20 protein-coding genes are annotated in these 20503 nt (G+C 70.8%); 6 read left to right on the plus strand and 14 right to left on the minus strand.

Annotation, left to right across the window (positions count from 1 at the left end; genetic code table 11):
* Positions 1 to 9 precede the first annotated feature (9 nt).
* Both minC and OOZ48_RS08765 read right to left on the minus strand, forming a co-directional pair.
* Positions 10 to 810: a septum site-determining protein MinC gene (minC, locus tag OOZ48_RS08760; RefSeq protein WP_269497376.1), complete on the minus strand. Its 801-nt coding sequence runs from the start codon at positions 808 to 810 to the stop codon at positions 10 to 12.
* A 3-nt stretch (positions 811 to 813) separates the two neighbouring features.
* Positions 814 to 2571 (minus strand): glutamine--tRNA ligase/YqeY domain fusion protein, encoded by a 1758-nt coding sequence (locus OOZ48_RS08765; RefSeq protein WP_269497377.1) that lies wholly within the window; start codon positions 2569 to 2571, stop codon positions 814 to 816.
* Positions 2572 to 2625: 54 nt separating this feature from the next.
* On the opposite strand from OOZ48_RS08765, the gene OOZ48_RS08770 reads away from it, so the two are divergent.
* The 3 genes from OOZ48_RS08770 (at position 2626) to recQ (ending at position 6915) form a co-directional block, all read left to right on the plus strand.
* Positions 2626 to 3963, plus strand: a complete 1338-nt coding sequence (locus OOZ48_RS08770; RefSeq protein ID WP_269497378.1) for a cytochrome ubiquinol oxidase subunit I — start codon at positions 2626 to 2628, stop codon at positions 3961 to 3963.
* Entirely contained in the window at positions 3960 to 5009 is a 1050-nt protein-coding gene (locus tag OOZ48_RS08775) for a cytochrome d ubiquinol oxidase subunit II (protein ID WP_269497379.1), read from the plus strand. Before OOZ48_RS08770 ends, OOZ48_RS08775 begins: the two co-directional genes overlap by 4 nt.
* A gap of 85 nt (positions 5010 to 5094) precedes the next feature.
* Positions 5095 to 6915 (plus strand): DNA helicase RecQ, encoded by a 1821-nt coding sequence (gene recQ / locus OOZ48_RS08780; protein ID WP_269497380.1) that lies wholly within the window; start codon positions 5095 to 5097, stop codon positions 6913 to 6915.
* A gap of 16 nt (positions 6916 to 6931) precedes the next feature.
* On the opposite strand, the gene ruvB is transcribed toward recQ, so the two are convergent.
* From ruvB to OOZ48_RS08815, 7 genes are all read right to left on the minus strand, one after another.
* Positions 6932 to 7993 (minus strand): Holliday junction branch migration DNA helicase RuvB, encoded by a 1062-nt coding sequence (gene ruvB, locus OOZ48_RS08785; RefSeq protein WP_269497381.1) that lies wholly within the window; start codon positions 7991 to 7993, stop codon positions 6932 to 6934.
* A gap of 98 nt (positions 7994 to 8091) precedes the next feature.
* Positions 8092 to 8673 (minus strand): Holliday junction branch migration protein RuvA, encoded by a 582-nt coding sequence (gene ruvA, locus OOZ48_RS08790; protein ID WP_269497382.1) that lies wholly within the window; start codon positions 8671 to 8673, stop codon positions 8092 to 8094.
* A 40-nt stretch (positions 8674 to 8713) separates the two neighbouring features.
* Positions 8714 to 9259 (minus strand): crossover junction endodeoxyribonuclease RuvC, encoded by a 546-nt coding sequence (ruvC, locus tag OOZ48_RS08795; RefSeq protein ID WP_269497383.1) that lies wholly within the window; start codon positions 9257 to 9259, stop codon positions 8714 to 8716.
* A gap of 14 nt (positions 9260 to 9273) precedes the next feature.
* Positions 9274 to 10866, minus strand: coding sequence for a bifunctional phosphoribosylaminoimidazolecarboxamide formyltransferase/IMP cyclohydrolase (purH, locus tag OOZ48_RS08800; protein WP_269497384.1), 1593 nt, complete (start codon positions 10864 to 10866; stop codon positions 9274 to 9276).
* 64 nt (positions 10867 to 10930) lie between these two features.
* Positions 10931 to 11170 (minus strand): helix-turn-helix domain-containing protein, encoded by a 240-nt coding sequence (locus OOZ48_RS08805; protein ID WP_442867558.1) that lies wholly within the window; start codon positions 11168 to 11170, stop codon positions 10931 to 10933.
* A gap of 19 nt (positions 11171 to 11189) precedes the next feature.
* Positions 11190 to 12206: a tRNA dihydrouridine synthase DusB gene (dusB, locus tag OOZ48_RS08810; RefSeq protein WP_269497386.1), complete on the minus strand. Its 1017-nt coding sequence runs from the start codon at positions 12204 to 12206 to the stop codon at positions 11190 to 11192.
* Between the two features lie 10 nt (positions 12207 to 12216).
* On the minus strand, positions 12217 to 13368 hold the full coding sequence (locus OOZ48_RS08815) for an FAD-dependent monooxygenase (protein ID WP_269497387.1): 1152 nt from the start codon (positions 13366 to 13368) through the stop codon (positions 12217 to 12219).
* Positions 13369 to 13511: 143 nt separating this feature from the next.
* Between OOZ48_RS08815 and OOZ48_RS08820 the strand changes: the two genes are divergently transcribed.
* Positions 13512 to 14384, plus strand: coding sequence for a cytochrome c oxidase assembly protein (locus OOZ48_RS08820; protein WP_269497437.1), 873 nt, complete (start codon positions 13512 to 13514; stop codon positions 14382 to 14384).
* Positions 14385 to 14391: 7 nt separating this feature from the next.
* Positions 14392 to 15855, plus strand: coding sequence for a M48 family metalloprotease (locus OOZ48_RS08825; RefSeq protein WP_269497388.1), 1464 nt, complete (start codon positions 14392 to 14394; stop codon positions 15853 to 15855).
* On the opposite strand, the gene OOZ48_RS08830 is transcribed toward OOZ48_RS08825, so the two are convergent.
* Genes OOZ48_RS08830 through OOZ48_RS08845 form a run of 4 tightly spaced genes read right to left on the minus strand, consistent with a single transcriptional unit; the run spans position 15845 to position 18531 of the window.
* Entirely contained in the window at positions 15845 to 16930 is a 1086-nt protein-coding gene (locus OOZ48_RS08830; protein ID WP_269497389.1) for a YheT family hydrolase, read from the minus strand. The genes OOZ48_RS08825 and OOZ48_RS08830 overlap by 11 nt on opposite strands.
* Positions 16930 to 17352, minus strand: coding sequence for a YybH family protein (locus OOZ48_RS08835; RefSeq protein ID WP_269497390.1), 423 nt, complete (start codon positions 17350 to 17352; stop codon positions 16930 to 16932). Before OOZ48_RS08835 ends, OOZ48_RS08830 begins: the two co-directional genes overlap by 1 nt.
* Positions 17353 to 17398: 46 nt before the next feature.
* Entirely contained in the window at positions 17399 to 17608 is a 210-nt protein-coding gene (locus OOZ48_RS08840) for a zinc-finger domain-containing protein (protein ID WP_269497391.1), read from the minus strand.
* Between the two features lie 2 nt (positions 17609 to 17610).
* Complete coding sequence (locus OOZ48_RS08845) at positions 17611 to 18531, minus strand: branched-chain amino acid transaminase (protein WP_269497392.1); 921 nt, start codon at positions 18529 to 18531, stop codon at positions 17611 to 17613.
* A gap of 126 nt (positions 18532 to 18657) precedes the next feature.
* Between OOZ48_RS08845 and OOZ48_RS08850 the strand changes: the two genes are divergently transcribed.
* Positions 18658 to 20046, plus strand: coding sequence for a DEAD/DEAH box helicase (locus tag OOZ48_RS08850; RefSeq protein WP_269497393.1), 1389 nt, complete (start codon positions 18658 to 18660; stop codon positions 20044 to 20046).
* Positions 20047 to 20079: 33 nt separating this feature from the next.
* Here the strand turns inward: OOZ48_RS08850 and OOZ48_RS08855 are convergent, their stop codons facing one another.
* A complete protein-coding gene (locus tag OOZ48_RS08855; RefSeq protein WP_269497394.1) occupies positions 20080 to 20448 on the minus strand; it encodes a thioredoxin family protein in 369 nt (122 codons plus the stop codon).
* Between the last annotated feature and the right edge of the window lie 55 nt (positions 20449 to 20503).

Raw genomic sequence — 20503 nt, forward strand, 5'->3', positions numbered from 1 at the left:
GCGCCCGCCTCATAGGGGGCGGATGCGCAGCGTGTCGCCGTCCAGCTGGACCAGCGCCGGCTGCTTGTGCAGATTATCGGACAAGCGCGTCTCGACCACGCGATAGACGCCCGCGATCGCCAGCAGTTCGGGATCCAGCTGGGTCGTCAGGATCATCGCCCGCGTGTCGCCGCGCGCCCCGGCCATGGCCTTGCCGCGCAGAGGCCCGTAGACGTGGATGTTGCCGTCGGCGATCACCTCGGCGCCCTGGCTGACCATGCCGATCACCACCAGGTCGCCGCCGCGGGCGTAGATCCGCTGGCCCGAGCGCAGCGGCTGGCGGATGACCAGGGTGGCGGCCCCGCCCTCGGCGGAGGACGCGGCCGCCGGCGTGCCTTCGGTGGGTGCATCGGCGGGCGCCTTGGCCGGGGGCGCATCGGCCTCGGCCGCGCTCGCGCGGGTCGGCTGGGCGGCGGCCGCCGCCTCGGCGGGATCGGCCGCCTTGGCCGGCGCCGGACGGCCGCCCGAGACCTCGACCGGCGCCAGGCCCGCGGCCAGGGCCTGGTCGCGCAGCGCGCCCTCGGCCAGCACGCCGATCGGGTGCAGCGTGTGGCGGCGCAGGGCGGCGATGAGCGCCGCCCAGTCGGGCGACTGGTCCAGGGCCTGCGCGTCCAGCACGACGGGCTCGTTCTCGTAGAATGCGCCGGCCTCGGTCATGCGCCGGTCCAGGGCGGCGATCAGCTCGCCGGTGTCGGCGCTGTGCAGCACGGCGCGCAAGGCATAGAGGGTGGCGCTCTTGAAGTCCAGGGCGATCTTGGGGGTGGTGCTCACGGTTCAGGCCCAGGTGTCGCGCAGGGTCACCGCGCGGTTGATGACGGGCCGCCGGCTGGTCGAGTCGACCCGGTCGGCCACGAAATAGCCCAGCCGCTCGAATTGCCAGGTGGCGCCGGGTTCGGCCTGGACGCCGGGCTCGAGCAGGGCCCGCACGACGCGGCATGAATCGGGGTTGATCGCCTGCAGGAAATCCTTGTCGCCGGCATCCGGGTGCGCCTCGGCAAACAGGCGGTCGTACAGGCGAACCTCGGCCGGCACCGCGCTGTCGGCGCTGACCCAGGTCACGGTGCCCTTGACCTTGACCGAGTCCGCGCCCGGCGTGCCGCTGCGGGTTTCGGGCAGGTATTCGGCGTGAACCTCGACCACGCGGCCCTCGGCGTCCTTGACGCAGCCCGTGCAGCGCACGATGTAGGCGTACTTCAGGCGCACCAGGTTGCCCGGGAACAGGCGGAAATATTTCCGCGGCGGGTCCTCGCGGAAATCGTCGCGCTCGATCCAGAGCTCGCGCGTGAAGGGGAAATGGCGCAGCGCGCCGTCCGGGTCGTGCGGGTTCAGCGGCGCCGAGCAGGGCTCGATGTGCCCGTCCGGGAAGTTGGTGATGACCAGCTTCAGCGGATCCAGCACGGCCACCGCGCGCGGCGCGACCGGATCCAGGTCGTCGCGCAGGGCTTGTTCCAGTGTGGCGTAGTCGATGCGCGAGTCCGCCTTGGACACGCCCAGGCGCTCGCAGAACAGGCGGATCGCGGTCGGCGTATAGCCGCGCCGGCGCAGGCCGGCCAGCGTCGGCAGGCGCGGATCGTCCCAGCCCGCGACGTGGCCGTCCTCGACCAGTTGGCGCAGCTTGCGTTTGCTGGTGACCACGTAGCTGAGGTTCAGGCGCGCGAACTCGTACTGGCGGGGCAGGGGAGGTTCCAGCTGGCCCAGTTCCACCAGGCGCTCGAGGATCCAGTCGTAGAAGGGGCGCTGGTCCTCGAATTCCAGGGTGCAGATGCTGTGCGTGATGCCCTCCAGGGCGTCCTCGACCGGATGGGCCCAGCTGTACATGGGATAGATGCACCAGGCGTCGCCCGTGCGGTGGTGGCTGGCGTGCCGGATGCGGTAGAGCACCGGGTCGCGCATATTGATGTTGGGCGAGGCCATGTCGATGCGCGCGCGCAGGGCCATGCTGCCGTCCGGGTGCAGGCCGCGGCGCATCTCGTCCAGCAGCGCCAGGGATTCGGCCGCCGGCCGGTCGCGCCAGGGCGAGTCTGTGCCGGCCTCGGTCAGCGTGCCGCGCGTGGCGCGCATCTGCTCGGGGCTTTGCGGGTCGACGTAGGCATGCCCCGCCTCGACCAGGGCCTGGGCAAAGCGGTACATATGCTCGAAGTAGTCGCTGGCGTAATAGAGGTGTTCCTGGCCGTCGTGCGTCCAGTCGAATCCCAGCCAGCGCACCATTTCGATGATGGCCTGGACGTATTCGTCCTCCTCCTTTTCGGGATTGGTGTCGTCGAAGCGCAGGTGGCAGGCGCCCAGGTAGTCGCGCGCCAGCCCGAAGTTCAGGCAGATGCTCTTGGCGTGGCCGATGTGCAGGTAGCCGTTGGGCTCGGGCGGGAAACGGGTGCGGATGCGGGCCGGATCCTCGGCGCCCTGGCGTCGGACCTCGGCCGGGCCCGGCCGGCCGGCCCACAGGCGGCCCGCGTTGCGGCCGGCCTTGAGGTCGTTGTCGATGATGGTGCGCAGGAAGTTGGAAACCGGCGCGGGCGGGGAATCGGTGGTCATAAGGTCGGGATGGATGCGCGCAAATGGCGGACAGGCTCTAAACTAGCGCACATTATGACGCAAACGGCATTGTTTCTGTCGCTGGCCCAGTTCCTGACGAGCCTCGGGTTCATGCTCGCGTTCCTCGCCCTCGAGCTCGGACTGGCCTGGGTGCTGTTGTATTTCCGCCTGCGCGCCCGCGCGGGCGGCGCCTCGTGGATGCTGGCCTACCGGTTCTGGGTCCGGGTGTATGCCTTGTCGCTGATCCTCGGCTTTGCCGCGGCCATCCCCGTCCTGCTGCAGCTGGGCACGCTGTGGCCCGATTTCATGGCGCGCGCCGGCGAGGTCGTCGGCCCGCTGGTCGCCGCCGCGGTGCTCACCGCTTTCGTCTTCAAGTCCTGTTTCCTGGGCGCCATGCTGTATGGCCAACGGCGCCTGTCGGATGCGGCGCATACGTTCATGGTGCTCATGGTGGCCGTGGGCGCCGGCCTGACCGCCTATTGGATCATGGCGCTGGTGGCCTGGACCCAGATGCCGATCGGCGCCTCGCTGGTGGATGGACGCTACCAGGTCCGCAGCTGGTTGCCGATCCTCGGCGGCCGCCTGGCGCCCACCCTGTTCGGCCTGCTGGCGGCCGGCGGACTGATGGTGGCCGCCGCCCTGATGCTGGCCGTCACCGCGGTGCGCACCCGCACGCGCCCCAGCGACGAGGGCGATCGCAGCGTCTATGCCACCGGCTTGTGGCTGCTGCTGGCCTGCATCCTCGCCCAGGCCGTCCTGGTCTCCAACCTCGGCCGCGTGCTGTTGCCGGCCCAGCCCGCGCGCGCCGCCGCGGTGGTGCCGCAATGGCACAGCACCGCGCCCGCCGACCTGACCGTGGCGGCCTGGCCGGACGCCGACGAGCAGGCCAACGACTGGGCGCTGGAATCGCCCTTCGAGGCGCCGGACTGGCTGGCGCGCGATCCCGCCGGCGCGGTGCGCGGCCTGGACCATTTCTCGGGCATGACGCCGCCCGTCCTCATCACGTACTGGTCGCTGCGCCTGGCGCTGTTCGCGGGGGCGCTGTTGGCGCTGCTCGCCCTGCTGGCCTGGTGGCGCGGCCGGCGGCTGGGCTACGAGCCCGACGGCCTGCGGCCATGGGGGCGGGGCGCCCTGCGCCTGTCGACGGCGCTGGCCTGCGCGATCCAGGTCGCGGGACTGGTGCATTTGTTCGTCGGGGCCGTGCCCTATGCCATCCACGGGACGGTGACCCTGCGCGAGATCGCCGCCGCGCCCGGCCTGGGCGCGCATGCGGCCGTCAGCGCCGCCTATGTCCTGGTGTACGCGGCGCTGCTGCTGGGCTTTTACCAATTGCTGCGCCACATCACGCGCTACGGCGTGGTGCCGGTGGCGCGGCGCAGGGGGCGCGCATGATCGAGTCGCTGGCCGCCATCCTGGGGCTGGGCGCCCATGATCCGGCTTTCTGGATGCCCCTGGCCTTCATCGCGGTGTTCTTCGTCATCATGGTGGCCGGCGTCGTCCTCGACGGCTTCGACATCGGGGTCGGCTGCCTCAGCCTGGTCGCGCCGCGCACCCTGCGCCCGCGCATGCTGGCGCTGCTCAGTCCGTGGCGGGACGCCAACGGCTTCTGGATGTTCCTCGGGATCGGCCTGTTCGCCGCGGCCTTTCCCTATGCGTGGCCCGACACCCTGGGGCGCCTGTATACGCCGCTGGCGCTGCTGGCCCTGGGCACGCTGCTGCGCTCGGCCTGCTTCGAGCTGCGCCTGCGCGCGCCGGTGGAACTGCAGGGACGCTGGCAGTTCGGCTTCGGCCTGGGGTCGCTGCTGACCGCCTTTGCGCACGGCGCCCTGCTGGCGCGCATCGTCGTCGGCTACGAGACCGGGCCGGGCTATACCGGCTTTGCCGTCCTCATGGGCGGCTGCGCCGTGGCCGCCTACAGCCTGCTGGGCGCCACCTGGCTGATGATGCGCGAGGGCGGCGAATTGCGCGCGCGCGCCGTGGCCTGGGCGCGGCGCGCGATCCGCTGGACGGCGGTGGCCGCGGTCGGCGTGTCGGTGGTCCTGGATTTTTCCAACGCCGGGGTGTTCCTGAAATGGGGCGACGGCAGCCACGGCTGGGTGGTCGGCACCACCTGGGGCCTGGTGCTGGCGTGCTTCGTCCTGGCCGAGATGGCCCTGCAGCGCATGATCGGCCACAGCTACCGGGCCTCGGCCGTGCCGTTCTGCCTGGTGCTGGCCTTGTTCCTGGTGATCCTGGGCGGCCTGGCCTACAGCTTTTTCCCCTACCTGGTCCTGGACGAGGTCACGATCTGGGATGCGGCCGCGCCCGTGGGCACGCTGCGCCTCAGCCTGTCGGCCACCGTGATCGCCCTGCCGGTGGCGCTGATCTTCAACCTGTGGGTCTATTGGCGCATGTTCGGCCGCTCCAGGCCGCCCGAGCCGCCCAGTTTCCCGGGATGATTTCGCGCGCCCGCGCCGGGCGCCGCGCCGCGGCGGGCTATGATAGAGGCCCGCGCAACCCTGTTTTCCTCCCCGACGCTTTCGCATGACCACCCCCCTGGAAACCCTGAGGCAGATCTTCGGCTACGAGTCCTTCCGGGGCGAACAAGGTCACATCATCGAGCACGTCGTCGACGGCGGCGACGCCCTGGTGCTCATGCCCACGGGCGGCGGCAAATCCCTGTGCTACCAGATCCCGGCCATCGTGCGGCCGGGTACCGGCGTGGTGGTGTCGCCGCTGATCGCGTTGATGCAGGACCAGGTCGACGCCTTGCTGGAACTGGGCGTGCGGGCGGCCTTTCTCAATTCCTCGCAGGACGCGGCCGAGGCCCGGCGCGTCGAGCGCGCCTACCTCCAGGGCGAACTCGACCTGCTGTACGTCGCGCCCGAACGCCTGCTGACGCCGCGCTGCATGGACCTGCTGGGGCAGGGCCGCATCGCCCTGTTCGCCATCGACGAGGCGCACTGCGTATCCCAATGGGGCCATGATTTCCGGCCGGAATACCTGGGCCTGTCGGTCCTGGCCGAGCGCTGGCCCGAGGTGCCGCGCATCGCGCTGACCGCGACGGCCACCGAGGCCACGCGCACCGAGATCGCCACGCGCCTGGCGCTGCAGGATGCGCCCCAGTTCGTCGCCAGCTTCGATCGGCCCAACATCTGCTACCGGATCGTCGAAAAGCACGAGGTGCGCCGCCAGTTGCTGGACTTCATCCGCGCGGAACACGCCGGCGAATGCGGCATCGTCTATGCCTTGTCGCGCGCCCGCGTCGAGCAGACGGCGGAATTCCTGTCGCGCAACGGCATCGCCGCCTTGCCCTATCACGCCGGCCTGGACGCCCAGACCCGCGCCGCCAACCAGGCGCGTTTCCTGCGCGAGGACGGCATCGTGATGGTCGCCACCATCGCCTTCGGCATGGGGGTCAACAAGCCCGACGTGCGTTTCGTCGCCCACATCGACCTGCCCAAGTCGATCGAGGGCTATTACCAGGAAACCGGCCGCGCCGGGCGCGACGGCCTGCCCGCCGACGCCTGGCTGGCCTACGGCTTGCAGGACGTGGTCCAGCAGCGGCGCATGATCGACGATTCCGAGGGCGACGCCCAGCACCAGCGCCGCCAGGTGCGCCAGCTGGACGCCATGCTGGCCCTGTGCGAGACCGTCAGCTGCCGGCGCCAGGACCTGCTGGCGTATTTCGGCCAGGCCATCCAGCCTTGCGGCAACTGCGACACCTGCCTGGAACCCCCCGCCGCCTGGGACGGCACGGTCGCCGTGCAAAAACTGCTGTCGGCCATCTACCGCCTGTGGCGCGAGCGCGGCCAGCGCTTCGGCGGCGGCCACTTGATCGACATCCTGCGCGGCCAGATGACGGACCGCGTGCGCCAGCACGGGCACGATACGCTCAGTGTCTTTGGCGTGGGCGAGACCCTGTCGGTGGACGCCTGGCGCGGCATCCTGCGCCAGGCCCTGGCCATGGGCCTGCTGACGGTCGATCTGGAAGGCTACGGCACCCTGGCGCTGACCGAGGCCAGCCGCGCCGTGCTGAAGGGCGAACGCACCCTGATGCTGCGCCCCGTGGACGCCAAGCGCGCCAAGCCCAGGCGCCAGCGCACCACCACGGCCGCCCAGCTGGACGCCCTGCCGCCCGACGCCCTGGCGCGCTTCGAGCACCTGCGCGCCTGGCGCGGGCGCACGGCCCGCGAACACAATGTGCCCGCGTATGTGATCTTTCACGACGCCACCCTGCGCGAGATCGCCTTGCGCAACCCCGACAGCCTGGACGCCCTGGCCGGCGTCAGCGGCGTGGGCGCGCGCAAGCTGGAGACCTACGGCGCCGACGTGGTGGCCTGCGTGCAGCAGATCCGCGATTAGCGCGTGTGAACAGGCCCTAGAACAGTTCCGCGTCCGGCCCGCCCGCCGGGGCCTTCAGCCCCAGGTGCTGCCAGCAGCGGCGCGTCGCCATGCGGCCGCGCGGGGTGCGCTGCAGGTAGCCATGCTGGATCAGGTAGGGCTCGATCACGTCCTCGATGGTGTCGCGCTCCTCGCCGATGGCCGCCGCCAGGCTGTCGACGCCCACGGGGCCGCCGTCGAACTTGTGCACGATGGCCTCGAGCAGCTTGCGGTCCATCAGGTCCAGGCCCTGCGGGTCGACCTCGAGCATGGCCAGCGCGGCCTGCGCCACCCCCACGTCGATGCGCCCGCCCGCCTTGACCTCGGCATAATCGCGCACGCGGCGCAGCAGGCGGTTGGCGATGCGCGGCGTGCCGCGCGCGCGGCGGGCGATCTCGGCGGCGCCCTCGGCGGTGGTGTCCGCCCCCAGCAGCCCGGCGCTGCGGCCGACGATGTGGGCCAGGTCCTCGGGGTTGTAGAACTCCAGGCGCGACACGATTCCGAAGCGGTCGCGCAGCGGATTGGTCAGCATGCCCGCGCGCGTCGTGGCGCCCACCAGGGTGAAGGGCTGCAGGTCGATTTTCACGCTGCGCGCGGCCGGCCCCTCGCCGATCATGATGTCGATCTGGAAGTCCTCGAGCGCGGGATAGAGGATTTCCTCGACCACCGGCGACAGGCGGTGGATCTCGTCGATGAACAGCACGTCGTTGCGTTCGAGGTTGGTCAGCATCGCGGCCAGGTCGCCCGGGCGTTCCAGCACGGGCCCCGAGGTCTGGCGCAGCTGCACGCCCATTTCATGGGCGATGATGTGCGCCAGGGTGGTCTTGCCCAGGCCCGGCGGGCCGAACAGCAGCACGTGGTCCAGGGCCTCGGCGCGGCCGCGCGCGGCGGCGATGAAGATATCCAGCTGTTCGCGCACCCGGGCCTGGCCCACGTAGTCGCCCAGCGTCCGGGGCCGCAGGGCGCGCTCGATCGAGTCCTCGGCCGGCGAGGCGATTTCGGGGGCGACCAGGCGGGCGTCGAAGGGCGAGCCGGACAGGGAATCGGGTTGGATGGCCATGGAAACGCTGTGTCGATATACAGTATCTTGCGTATGCTAACACCACTGCGCCCGCGTGCGTGGGCCGGCGGTGCGTCCCGGCGTGCGGCCGCCGGCGCTCAGCCGCGCGCCAGGGACTTCAGCGCCTGGCGGATGCCCTCGGACACGTCCAGGCCCTCGGGCAGGGCCTCCAGGGCCTTGCGCGATTCGGCGCTGGAATAGCCCAGCGCCAGCAGCGCGTGCATCACGTCCTCGCCGGCGCTGCCGGGGCGGCCCGCGGGGCGCGCGCCCGCGCCGGCGGCCTCCAGTTTGCCGCGCAGCTCCAGCAGCAGCCGCTCGGCGGTTTTCTTGCCGATCCCGGGCACCTTGACCAGGCGGCCGGATTCCTGGCGCTCGACCGCGTCGGCCAGGTCGTCCACGCTCATGCCCGACAGCAGCGACAGCGCGGTGCGCGCGCCGATGCCCGTGACCTTGATCAGGGCGCGAAAGGCCGCGCGCTCCTGCGGGGTGGAAAACCCATACAGCACGTGCGCGTCCTCGCGCACCGCGAGGTGGGTGTGCAGGCTGACGGTCTGGCCCACCGCCGGCAGCTTGTACAGCGTGCTCATGGGCACGTCGATCTCATAGCCCAGGCCGCCGGCCTCGATGCAGACCGTGGGCGGGGCGAGTTCCAGCAGGGTGCCGGTGATGCGGCCGATCATGGCGGGCTCCGGTGAAAAGACGATCGAAAAAGGGGCGGCGTCATGCGATCAGCCGGCCCCCGCGGATGCGCCGCCCGCCCTGGGCAGGCGCCTGCCCCAGGTCGCCGAGGCGCCGGGCCAGGGGTTCGTAATGGGCGTGGCAGATGGCGCAGGCCAGGGCGTCGGCCGCATCCGGGGCCGGGTCGCCGTCCAGCGACAGCAGCCGGCGCACCATGGCCTGGACCTGTTCCTTGGCGGCGCGCCCATGGCCGACCACGGCTTTCTTGATCTGCAGGGCCGTGTATTCATGCACCGCCAGGCCGCTGTCGGCCAGCGCGCACAGCGCGGCTCCGCGCGCCTGGCCCAGCAGCAGGGTGGACTGCGGGTTGGCGTTGAGGAACACCTTTTCCAGGGCGGCCACGTCGGGCCGCGCATCGCGCGCCACCTCGCGCAGATTGTCGAGGATGACCTTGAGGCGTTCGGCCAGGGCGGTCGCCGGGGGCGCCACGATGGTGCCGCTGGCGACGTAGCGCAGCGCCGCGCCGTGGACCTCGATCACGCCGAAGCCGGTGCGCCGCAGGCCGGGATCGATGCCGAGGATCCGCATGGGTGTCGACAGGCCTAGTGGCGGAAGTGGCGCACGCCGGTGTAGACCATGGCGATGCCGCGCTCGTCGGCCGCGGCGATCACCTCGTCGTCGCGGATGCTGCCGCCGGGCTGGATCACGCAGGTCGCGCCGGCATCGGCGACCACGTCCAGGCCGTCGCGAAACGGAAAGAACGCATCCGAGGCGACCGCCGAGCCGGCCAGCGTCAGGCCGGCGTTCTCCGCCTTGATCGAGGCGATGCGCGCCGAGTCGATGCGGCTCATCTGGCCCGCGCCCACGCCCAGGGTCATGCCCTGGCCGGCGAACACGATGGCGTTGGACTTGACGTGCTGGGCCACGGTCCAGGCGAACAGCAGATCGCGCATCTGGTCCTCGGTGGGCGCCTGGCGGGTCACGACGCGCACGTCCCCGGCGCCCAGCGGCGCGCTGTCGGGCGTCTGGACCAGCCAGCCGCCGCCCACGCGCTTGACGTCGTAGGGGTTGTGGCCCGTGCCTTGCGGCACCTCCAGCACCCGGACGTTCTTTTTGGCCGACAGCAGGGCCAGGGCGCCGCCGGTGTAGGCCGGCGCCAGCAGCACCTCGACGAACTGTTCGCTGACGGCCTGCGCGGCGGCCTCGTCGACCGGCGCGTTGAAGGCGATGATGCCGCCAAAGGCCGACGTCGGGTCGGTGCGGAAGGCCTGGCGATAGGCCGAGTGCGCGTCGGCGCCCAGGGCCACGCCGCAGGGGTTGGCGTGCTTGACGATCACGCAGGCCGGCGTCTGGAAGGCGCGCACGCATTCCCAGGCGGCGTCGGCATCGGCGATGTTGTTGTAGGACAGTTCCTTGCCCTGGATCTGGCGGTAGCCGGCCAGCATCCCCGACGGGGCCTGGACGTCGCGGTAGAAGGCCGCCTGCTGGTGCGGGTTCTCGCCATAGCGCAGGACCTGTTCGCGGCGCATCTGGATCGTCAGGGTGCGCGGCCAGTCCTCGCGCTCGGGGGTGGCCTCGGGCGCGGGCTCGCGCGCGGCCAGGCTGCCCAGGTAGCCGGCGATCGCGCCGTCGTAGGCCGCCGTGTGGGCATAGACCTTGGCGGCCAGCTCCAGGCGCAGGCCGTACGAGGGCCGGCGTTGCGGGCCGTCCATTTCGGCCAGCACGCGCGCATAGTCGGCCGGATCGATCACCACCGTCACCCCGCCGGCCGGCGAGCCGTGGTTCTTGGCCGCCGAGCGCAGCATGGCCGGGCCGCCGATGTCGATGTTCTCGATCGCGTCGGCCAGGACGCAATCGGGTTTGGCGATGGTCTGCTGGAACGGGTACAGGTTCACCACCAGCAGGTCGATGGGCGGGATGTCCTGTTCGGCGAGGGTGCGCATGTGCTCGTCGCTGTCGCGGCGGGCCAGCAGGCCGCCGTGGATGCGCGGGTGCAGGGTCTTGACGCGGCCGTCGAGGATCTCGGGCGAGCCGGTGTGGGCGGCCACCTCGGTGACCTCGAGGCCCGCCTCGGCCAGCAGGCGCGCGGTGCCGCCGGTCGACAGGAGGCGCACCCCCCGCTGGGCGAGGGCGCGGGCGAAGTCGACGACGCCCGACTTGTCGGATACCGAGATCAATGCGGTCTGGATGCTCATGGGATGTCTGGAGTGTGGAATGAAAAATCGGTGGGCGCGCGGGGCATGCCGCGCCGTGCCGGCGCTAGGCGGACAGGCCGTGGGACAGCAGTTTCTTGCGCAGGGTGCCGCGCGTGATCCCCAGCATGTCGGCGGCCCGCGACTGGTTGCCCGCGGTGCGCTCGAGGGCCACCAGCAGGACGGTGCGTTCGACGCACTGGGTCACCATCGACATGACGTTGTGCGGCTGGGAATCGCCCAGGTCCTCGAAATAGCGATCCAGTTGATCGCGCACGGCTCGTTCCAGTGGTGTGGTGCTCATCATGCTCGCGGGGTGAAAGGTGTCAGTGTCGAGTGGGGGCGCTTGCCGCCAGGGCCGGTGTGTCGGCGGCGCGGTCGTCGAACCAGCGGGCCAGCGCCGCGGTTTGCTCGCCGGCGGTCTCCAGGGCCATGACGCCCGGCAGCAGCGTATCGGCCCCCGGCAGCTCGCCCAGGTACCAGCCGATGTGCTTGCGCGCCGAACGCACGCCGGTGTGTTCGCCGTAGAAGGTGTAGTGATCCTCCAGGTGCTCCAGCAGGTGCTCGCGCAGTTCGCCGTAGGTCGGCGCGGGCAGGTGCCGGCCGTGCCGCAGGTAATGCGCGATCTCGCGAAAGATCCACGGGCGCCCCTGCGCCGCGCGTCCGATCATGATCGCGTCGGCCCCAGTGTAGTCCATCACCTGGCGCGCCTTCTCGGGCGTGTCGATGTCGCCGTTGGCGATCAAGGGAATGCGGATGGCCGCGCGCACCTCGCGGATGGTGTCGTATTCGGCCTCGCCCGCGTACAGGTCGCAGCGGGTGCGGCCGTGCAGGGCCAGGGCGGCGATGCCGCAGTCCTCGGCCAGGCGCGCCACGCGCACCGCGTTGCGGCTGTCGCGGTCCCAGCCGGTGCGGGTCTTGAGGGTCACCGGCACGCCCAGCGGCATGCAGCTGGATACGACGCGATCCAGGATGCGCGCGATCAGGTCCTCGTTGCGCAGCAGGGCCGAGCCCGAGGCCACGTTGCAGACCTTTTTCGCCGGGCAGCCCATATTGATGTCGATGATGCGCGCGCCCTTGCGGATGTTGAACACCGCCGCCTCGGCCAGCATGTCGGGATCGGCGCCGGCGATTTGCACCGCCACCGGATCGGGCTCGCCCGCGTGGTCCAGCCGGCGCGAGGTCTTGACGCTGTCCCACAGGCGGGGGTTGCTGGCCGCCATTTCCGACACCGCGTAGGCCGCCCCCAGCGCCTTGCACAGCCGGCGGTAGGGCCGATCGGTGACGCCGGCCATCGGCGCCACGCAAACGGGGTGGGGAAGGGTCCAGGAACCAATGCGCATGGCCGGCATTTTAACCCCGCTGCCCCTGCAGCAAATGCCGCGCCAGCGGCGCGCGCAGCGCCGGCAGCAGGTCCAGCGCGGCCAGGGCCGCCCCGCCCAGGTGGCGCGTCAGCGGATTGCCGGTGGCAAAGACCCGCGGCAGCGTGTCGGTGACGGCCAGCGTCAGGCCCCGGTCGAGGCGGCGCCGCCGGGCGAAATGCGCCAGCACGGGCTGCACGTCGTCCTGCGGCCGGGCCAGCCACGGCGCCAGGGTGCCGGCCAGTTGCGCCGCGTCGCGCAGGCCCAGGTTCAGGCCCTGGCCGGCGACCGGATGCAGGGTCTGGGCGGCATTGCCGACCGTGGCCACGCCGGTGCCGCGCAGGGCCGGCCCCGCATGCATCGACAGCGGAAAGACATGCACCGCGCCCACCTTGCGCAGGGCGCCCAGCCGTTGTCCGAAGGCGCGCTGCAGTTCGGCGCCGAAGGCGGCGTCCGCCATCGCCTCGAGGGCCTGGGCCCGGGCCGGCGGGACGCACCAGACCAGGCTGTACAGGTCGGCGCCGTCGGGGTGGGGCAGCAGGGCCAGCGGGCCGTGCCGGGTGAATCGTTCAAAAGCGCGGCCGGCTTCGGGCCGGGCCGCGCGGATGGTGGACAGCACGGCATGCTGGCCGTATTCGCGGTGCACGCCATGCGGGCGTTCGCCGTCCGAGATCAGCACGGCGTGCGCGTCCAGGTCGGCCTCGCCGGCGCGCAGCCGCACCGGCCGCCCGGGCTGGGGCCGGCCGGGGCGCTCCAGGATGCGGCGGATGCCGCTGCCGGCCGCCGCCGCGTGCAGCGCCGCCAGGACCGCGTCGTAGGACACGACGCAGCCCAGGCGCGGCACGCCCAGGTCGCGGCGGTCGATCAGGGTGCGGCCCAGGTGGCCCGCCTGCGAGACGTGCACGGTCAGGATCTCGGCGGCATGCGCCGGCCAGGCCCCCAGGGATTCCAGCAGCGTGCGGCTGCCGTGGTTCAGGGCGAGGGTGCGCGGATCGATGGCCTCGCCGGCGGCGCGCGGCGCCGGCTGCGGCCCCAGCAGCGCGATGCGGCCGGGATCGGGGGCGCGCCGCGCCAGGCACAGGGCCAGGGCGCAGCCCACAGGGCCGGTGCCGACGATCATGAGGTCGTATGCGGGGGAAGTCATGGCGGCTTGTCGCGGGATGAGCGTGAGCGGGCGGAATCCGCCATTTTAGTGGACTCGGCCGCCGCCCGCGCCCCGCGATCCGCAGGCCCGGGAGGCGCGGCCAAATGCTTTAAACTAAAGGGATTGCGTTTTTTCCACGGATGATTGCCTTGATGGATGTGCTCGGCTGGCTGCGGCCCTGGGAGTTTTCGCCCACATTCGTGCTGGTGTTCCTGGCGGCCGCGGCCCTGTTCGTGCGCGGCCGCCGCGTGCACCACGTCGGCGCGGTGCGCCAGTGGCTGTTCTGGGCCGGCATGATCCTGCTGTACCTGTCGCTGCACACCCGCGTCGACTACTACGCCGAGCGCATGTTCTTCATCCACCGCATCCAGCACCTGGTCCTGCACCACCTCGGGCCGCTGCTGGTGATGGCCGCCTATCCGGGCCAGGTGATGCGCGCGGGCCTGCCCCTGGCCTGGCGCGCGCGCCTCGCCCAGGCGCGCCGCGACAGCGCCACGGTGCGCCTCCTCGAGGCCCTGGCCACCAACCGTTTCCTGATCCCGCTGCTGTTCGTCGTCCTGGTGCTCGTCTGGCTCGAGCCCACCGTCCAGTTCTACTCGATGCTGGATTGGCGCATCTACCGCTTCATGAACTGGTCGGTGGTGATCAGCGGCTGCCTGTACTGGAACCTGATCCTCGACCGGCGCCCGCGCCCGCCCGCCGCCATGGGGCCGGGCGGCCGGATCCTGTCGCCCATCCTCACCATGGTCCCGCAGATGATCGCCGGCGCCGTCATCACCTTCACCGAACGCGACATCTATCCGGTGTTCGACCTGTGCGGCCGCGCCCTGTCGAATTTCAGCGCCGTCGACGACCAGATCATCGGCGGCCTGATCATGTGGGTCCCGGCGGGCCTGATCGAAACCATCGGCCTGCTGGTCGCCCTGGGCACCCTGATGCGCCTGTCCGGGCGCAACCGCCTGCCGCAGCCGCGGCGCCGGCAGCGGCCCGCGCCGGCGCGCAGTGGCAGTGCATGAGCATGTCATGAGAAGGACGGCGCGCACCCTGTGTCTGGCGGCGGCCCTGGCCGTGCCCTGCACGCTGCCGGCCCAGCCGACCGGCCTGCCCAGCATGGGCGCGGCCTCGGGGGATGCGCTGTCGCCCCCGGTCGAGCGCCTGCTGGGCGACGCCATCATGGAGCAGGGCCGCCATGATCCCACCTACATCGCCGACCTCGACATCAACCAGTACCTGACCGGCCTGGGCCGCAGCCTGGCGGCGCACGCGCCGCAGGCGCTGGAACAGCGCATCACCGTCTTTCCGGTGCGCGATCCCCAGATCAACGCCTTCGCCATGCCGGGCGGCTACATCGGCATCAACAGCGGCCTGGTGGTCGCCGCGCAAAGCGAATCCGAACTCGCCGCCGTGCTCGCCCACGAAATCGGCCACGTCATGCAGCGCCACATCGCGCGCGGGATCTCGCAGCAGTCGCAGGGCACCGGCATTCTCGTCGCCAGCATGGTGGGCGCCCTGCTGGCCGCGCTGGCGGGGCAGGGGGACCTGGCCATGGGCGTGGCCACCTTCGGCCAGGCCGCCGCCATCGACCGCCAGCTGGGTTTTTCACGCAGCGCCGAACAGGAAGCCGACCGCGCGGGCCTGCAGATGATGCGCCGGGCGGGCTTCGATCCGCGCGGCATGATCGAGATGTTCCGCCGCCTGATGAACGCCTCGCGCCTGAACGAGGGCCAGGGCGGCGGCTATGCCTCCACCCATCCGCTGTCCATCCAGCGCATGTCCGATATCGAGAACCGCGTGCGCGAGCTCGCCCCCCAGGCCCATGCCGACAGCGCCGATTTCTGGTTCTCGCGCGTGCGTTTGGGCCTGATCCAGTCGCGCTCGAACGCGGATCGCCAGCGCATGGTGCTGAACCTGCGCGCCGATGCCACCCAGGCCACCGGCGTGCGCCGCGCGGCCGCCCTGTACGGCCTGGCGTGGCTGGACTGGCAGGCCAAGGACACTGCCGCCGCCGGCCGGCAGCTGGCCGAGGCGCGCCAGGCCGGCGCCGCGCCGCTGCTGGATATCCTGGCGATCCAGCTGGAACGCGCGCAAGGCGGCGACGCCCTCGAGGCCGCCGCCGCGGCCTGGCGCCGCTGGCCGCGCAGCCAGGGCGTGGCGATGGCCTATGCCCAGGCCCTGCAGGCGGCCGGCCGCGATGCCGAGGTCGTCGATTTCCTGCAGGATCGGGTCCGCCAGTGGCCCGCGGTCCCGGATTTCCAGAAACCGCTGGCCGACAGCCTCGAGCGCATCGGCCGCAAGGTCGAGGCCCGCGAGGCCATGGCCCGCTATCACGAGGGCACCGGCGCCCTGGCCACCGCGGTCGAACTGCTGCAGCAGGCGCGCACCCTCAGCACCGATTTCTACGAACAGTCCCGCATCGACACCCGCATCCGCGGCCTGCGCGAGGAACTCGACACCCGCCGCGCCCTGCTGGAGCGCTTCAAGTCATAGTGTCGAAATACCGCGCCAGGCGCGCCGGCAGCCACAGCAGGTTGCCGGGAAAGGCGCCGGTGACGAAGGCCGTGTGGCCGCCTTGGGCGGGCTGGTGCAGCAGCACGGCGTCCGAGGCGTCGCGCGTCCCGGGCAGGGACGCCTGAGGCACGAACGGGTCGTTGCGCGCATTGAGGATCAGCGTCGGCACGCGGATGCCGGGCAGCGCCGGCAGGCTGGAGGCGCGCGTCCAGTAGTCCAGCGCGTTGCGGTATCCGTGCATGGGCGCGGTGTACAGATCGTCCAGATCGCGCAGGGTGCGCATCTGCTGTGTGCGCATCACGTCGACCGAGCCCGGGAAGCTGTCGGCCTTGGCGAGGATCTTGCGGCGGATCGTGTGCAGGAAATACCGGCAGTACAGGTGGCGGCCCAGGAACGTATCCGACAGCCTGCGCCCGCAGTTCGGCAGATCCATCGGCACCGACACCGTGGCGGCGGCCTCCAGGGGGATGCAGCCCACACCGGCTTCGCCCAGGTATTTCAGCAGGGCGTTGCCGCCCAGCGACACCCCCGCGGCGCGCCAGCGCGCGCCCGGCAGGCGGCGGCGCGCATGCTGCAGCAGGCTTTCGATTTCCTGTGTGTCGCCCGAGTAATAGGCCCGCGCCATGCGGTTGGGAAAGCCCGAGCAGCCGCGAAAGTGGGCGATCGCCACGACCCAGCCGCGCGCCCGGAAATAATGCGCGATCGATTGGCTGTAGTGGCTGAGGCTGCCGCCCTCCAGGCCGTGGAACAGGATCAGCGCATCGCACTCGCCGGGCAGTCCGCCCCAGTCCTCGTCGCGCATCCAGCGCCGCGCGCCCGTCAGGGCCAGCTCGGCCTCGCGCGGCGCGGCCGAGCCGTCGGGCAGGTGTCCGGCGCGCAGCCCCGGGCCGCACCAGTCCAGGTCGAGGAAATCGCCGTCGGCGGTTTCCATGCGCTCGCGCACGAAATGGACCCGGGGGTGCTGGGCGAACAGGGCGCCGTACAGGGTCTGGACGTGGCCCCCCGGCAGCCAGCCGGGCACCGGGCATTGGCCGGGGTCGATGCGCGCGCCCACTAGTGCACGGTTTGCGAGTCGCCCCGCAAATCGAACAGTTCGGCCTGGCGGGGGGCGCTGGACGTGTGGTGCACCACCATCCGCCAGCCTTGCGGCCCTTTGTGGTAGATGTTGGTGGTATAGAAACTGAGGGTGTCCTTGCCGCGCGGCGTATCGACCATCAGTTGTTCGATCAGCACGTGGACGGAGCTCATGACCCCCGTCATCACGGTGGCCTGCATGGGGAAGGCGGCGATCGGGCCGTTGGCGAGGATGTGCTCCCAGGCCTCCTTGACGGCCGCCTGGCCGATCACGCGCAGGCCTCCGGGGTGGATGCAGACGACGTCGTCCTCATCGCCCCAGACGCGCATCATCATCGCCAGGTCGCCCTGGCGCATGGCTTCGTAGAACGCGTACTCGGCTTCTTCGGGAGTCGGGAACATGGTTGCTGCCGCATCGCGGGGCGCCGGGCGCGGCCCGGCCCACCCCTTAGTGGTGGCCGAGGATTTTTTCGCCTTCTCGCAGCGCATACCGCGCGCTGCAATACTGGCACTTGGCGACGCCGGTCTTGGCGACCTCGATGTAGATGCGGGGGTGCATGCTCCATAACGGGGCCTTCGGACCCGGGCAGTAGAGCGGCAGGTCCTCTGCGCCGACGTAGATGATGTCCTGTTCCTGGGCGTTGGGTGCGCTGCTCATGTTCAGACCTTGGCGAGCCAGTGGTGGAATTTCGGGGTCTTGCCGCTGACGGCGTCGAAGAACGCCTTTTGCAGCTGGCCGGTGATCGGCCCGCGCTCGCCGATGCCGATCTGGCGCCCGTCGATCTCGCGGATGGGCGTGACCTCGGCGGCGGTGCCGGTAAAGAACGCCTCGTCGGCGATGTACAGGTCGTCGCGCGTGAGGCGGCGCGTCACGACCTGGATGCCCAGTTCGGCCGCCAGCTGGTGGATGGTGTTGCGGGTGATGCCGGTCAGCGCCGAGGCGATCTCGGGTTCGTACAGCACGCCGTCGCGCACCATGAAGATGTTTTCCCCGGAGCCTTCGGCCACGAAGCCCTCGGTGTCGAGCAGGATGGCCTCGTCGTAGCCGTGGTCCAGCGCCTCGGCATTGGCCAGGATGGAGTTCGCGTAGGTGCTGGCGACCTTGGCGCGCGGCATCGTGACGTTCACGTGTTGGCGGGCATAGGACGAGACCTTGACCCGGATGCCCTGGCGCAGGGCGTCCTCGCCCAGGTAGGCGCCCCAGGGCCAGGCGGCGATGGCGACGTGGACTGTGGCGCCGCGCGGCGACACGCCCATTTTTTCCGAGCCATAGAACACCAGCGGCCGGATATAGCAGGATTCCAGTTCATTGCGGCGCACGACCTCGATCTGGGCCTCGGAGATCGCGTCCTGGGAATAGGGGATCTTCATCTGGTAGATGTGGGCCGAATTGAACAGGCGGCGGGTGTGGTCCGCCAGCCTGAAAATCGCCGTGCCGTGGTCGGTCTTGTAGGCCCGCACCCCCTCGAATACCGCCAGCCCATAGTGCAGCGAGTGCGTCAGCACGTGCGTGGTGGCCTCGCGCCAGGGAACCATTTTGCCGTCATACCAGATAAAGCCGTCGCGGTCTGCCATGGACATCGCGTTCTCCTTCGATGGGAAGACAATTATTGTACCAATTGCCCGGCGTCCGGCTAAGCGCGCTAAAATGGAAAGGTTATAGACGCGCGCGACCTCATACTGCGGCGCGCGCCACAACCTCACCAGATGACAGACACCCTCCCCACCGACTCCCCCGCCGCGCAATCCGTTCCCTTTTCCAGCTTTGGCCTGCACCCGGGCATCATGCAGGCGGTCGAGTCCACCGGCTATGTTTCGGCCACCCCGATCCAGGCCGCGGCGATCCCGCTGGTCATGGCCGGGCGCGACGTCATGGGCGCCGCCCAGACCGGCACCGGCAAGACCGCCGCGTTCTCGCTGCCCATTCTTCACCGGCTCATGCCCTTCGCCAGCCACAGCGCCTCGCCGGCGCGCCACCCGGTGCGCGCGCTGATCCTGACGCCCACCCGCGAACTGGCCGACCAGGTGCACGCCAACGTCGCCCTCTACAGCAGCTGCGTGCCCCTGCGCACCGCCGTGGTGTTCGGCGGCGTCGACATCCGGCCGCAGCGCGACCTGTTGCGCCAGGGCTGCGAAATCCTCATCGCCACCCCGGGCCGGCTGCTGGACCACATCGAACAACGCAACGTCAGCCTGGCCCAGGTCGGCATGCTGGTGCTGGACGAGGCCGACCGCATGCTCGACATGGGCTTCCTGCCCGACCTGGACCGCATCCTGCGGCTGCTGCCCGAGGGGCGCCAGGGCCTGCTGTTCTCGGCCACCTTCAGCCCCGAAATCCGCAAGCTCGGCCGCACGTTCCTGCGCAGCCCGGTCGAGGTCGAGGTCGCGCGCCCCAACGCCACGGCCGACAACGTCACCCAGATCGCCTATCCGCTGGCCGGCGACGACAAGCGCCGGGCCGTGGTGCACCTGGTCAAATCGCGCAACCTGAACCAGGTCATCGTGTTCTCCAACACCAAGATCGGCTGCAGCCGCCTGGCGCGCCAATTGGTGCTGGACGGCGTGCGCGCCGAATCCATCCACGGCAACAAATCCCAGATCGAACGCATGAAGGCACTCGACGCCTTCAAGGCCGGCACCCTCGAGGTCCTGGTGGCCACCGACGTCGCCGCGCGCGGCCTGGACGTCGCCGGGGTGCCCTGCGTCATCAACTACGACCTGCCCTACAACGCCGAGGACTACGTCCACCGCATCGGCCGCACCGGCCGCGCCGGCGCCTCGGGCGAGGCCATCGCGTTCTTTGCCCCCGACGAGGAACGCTACCTGCTCGACATCGAAAAACTCATCAAGGTCCGCATCCCGCGCGGCGAACTCGAACTGCCGCGCGCCTCGCGGCGCCGCCCCGTCGGCAGCCACCGCGGCGCGGCGCGTCCCTGGCACGACGAGGCCCCGGTCGACGAGTTCTTTACCAAGCCCTACGTGCCCGCGCCGCACGCCGCGGAATCGGCATCCGACCAGCCCCGCCGGGCCGCCGTCGTGCCTGCGCGCCGTCCGGTGGGCGTGCTGCTGGGCGGCGGCGCCCACAAGCTGTCCTAGTATCCACCCCGGTCCGGCGCGTCCGCGCGCCGATCAAAACCCCGCCAAGTCCCCCGGCCCCTCATCGGTGGGCGCCATCGATCCGGCCGAGCGCACCAGGCGCTCCAGGTGCTGGATGTGCGGCAACTGCGTGCCCCAGAATCGCGTCCCCTCGCGGTCCTGCACCAGCAGGGTCGGGAAATTCTCGACGTCCTCGTCGCCCAGCCATTCCGGATCGTCCTCGATGTCGATCCAGATGAACAGGGCCTCGGGCATGCGCCGCGCCAGGTCCTCGAAGGCGGGCCGGTATTGCGTGCAGGTGTCGCACCAGGCGGCGCAATAGCAGGCAATGCGCAAGCCCGTGTGGCTGGCGAGGCGGGCGCGCAAGGCGGCCAGATCGGTGCGGGGATTGAAGACGGTCATGCAGACAGCGGTCGGGTTGTTTGTCTATGATAATTGTATTGTCAGAATGGGAACC

Origin of the sequence: Castellaniella sp. S9 (assembly GCF_027257175.1) — a bacterium.
Classification (GTDB): Bacteria; Pseudomonadota; Gammaproteobacteria; order Burkholderiales; family Burkholderiaceae_B; genus Castellaniella.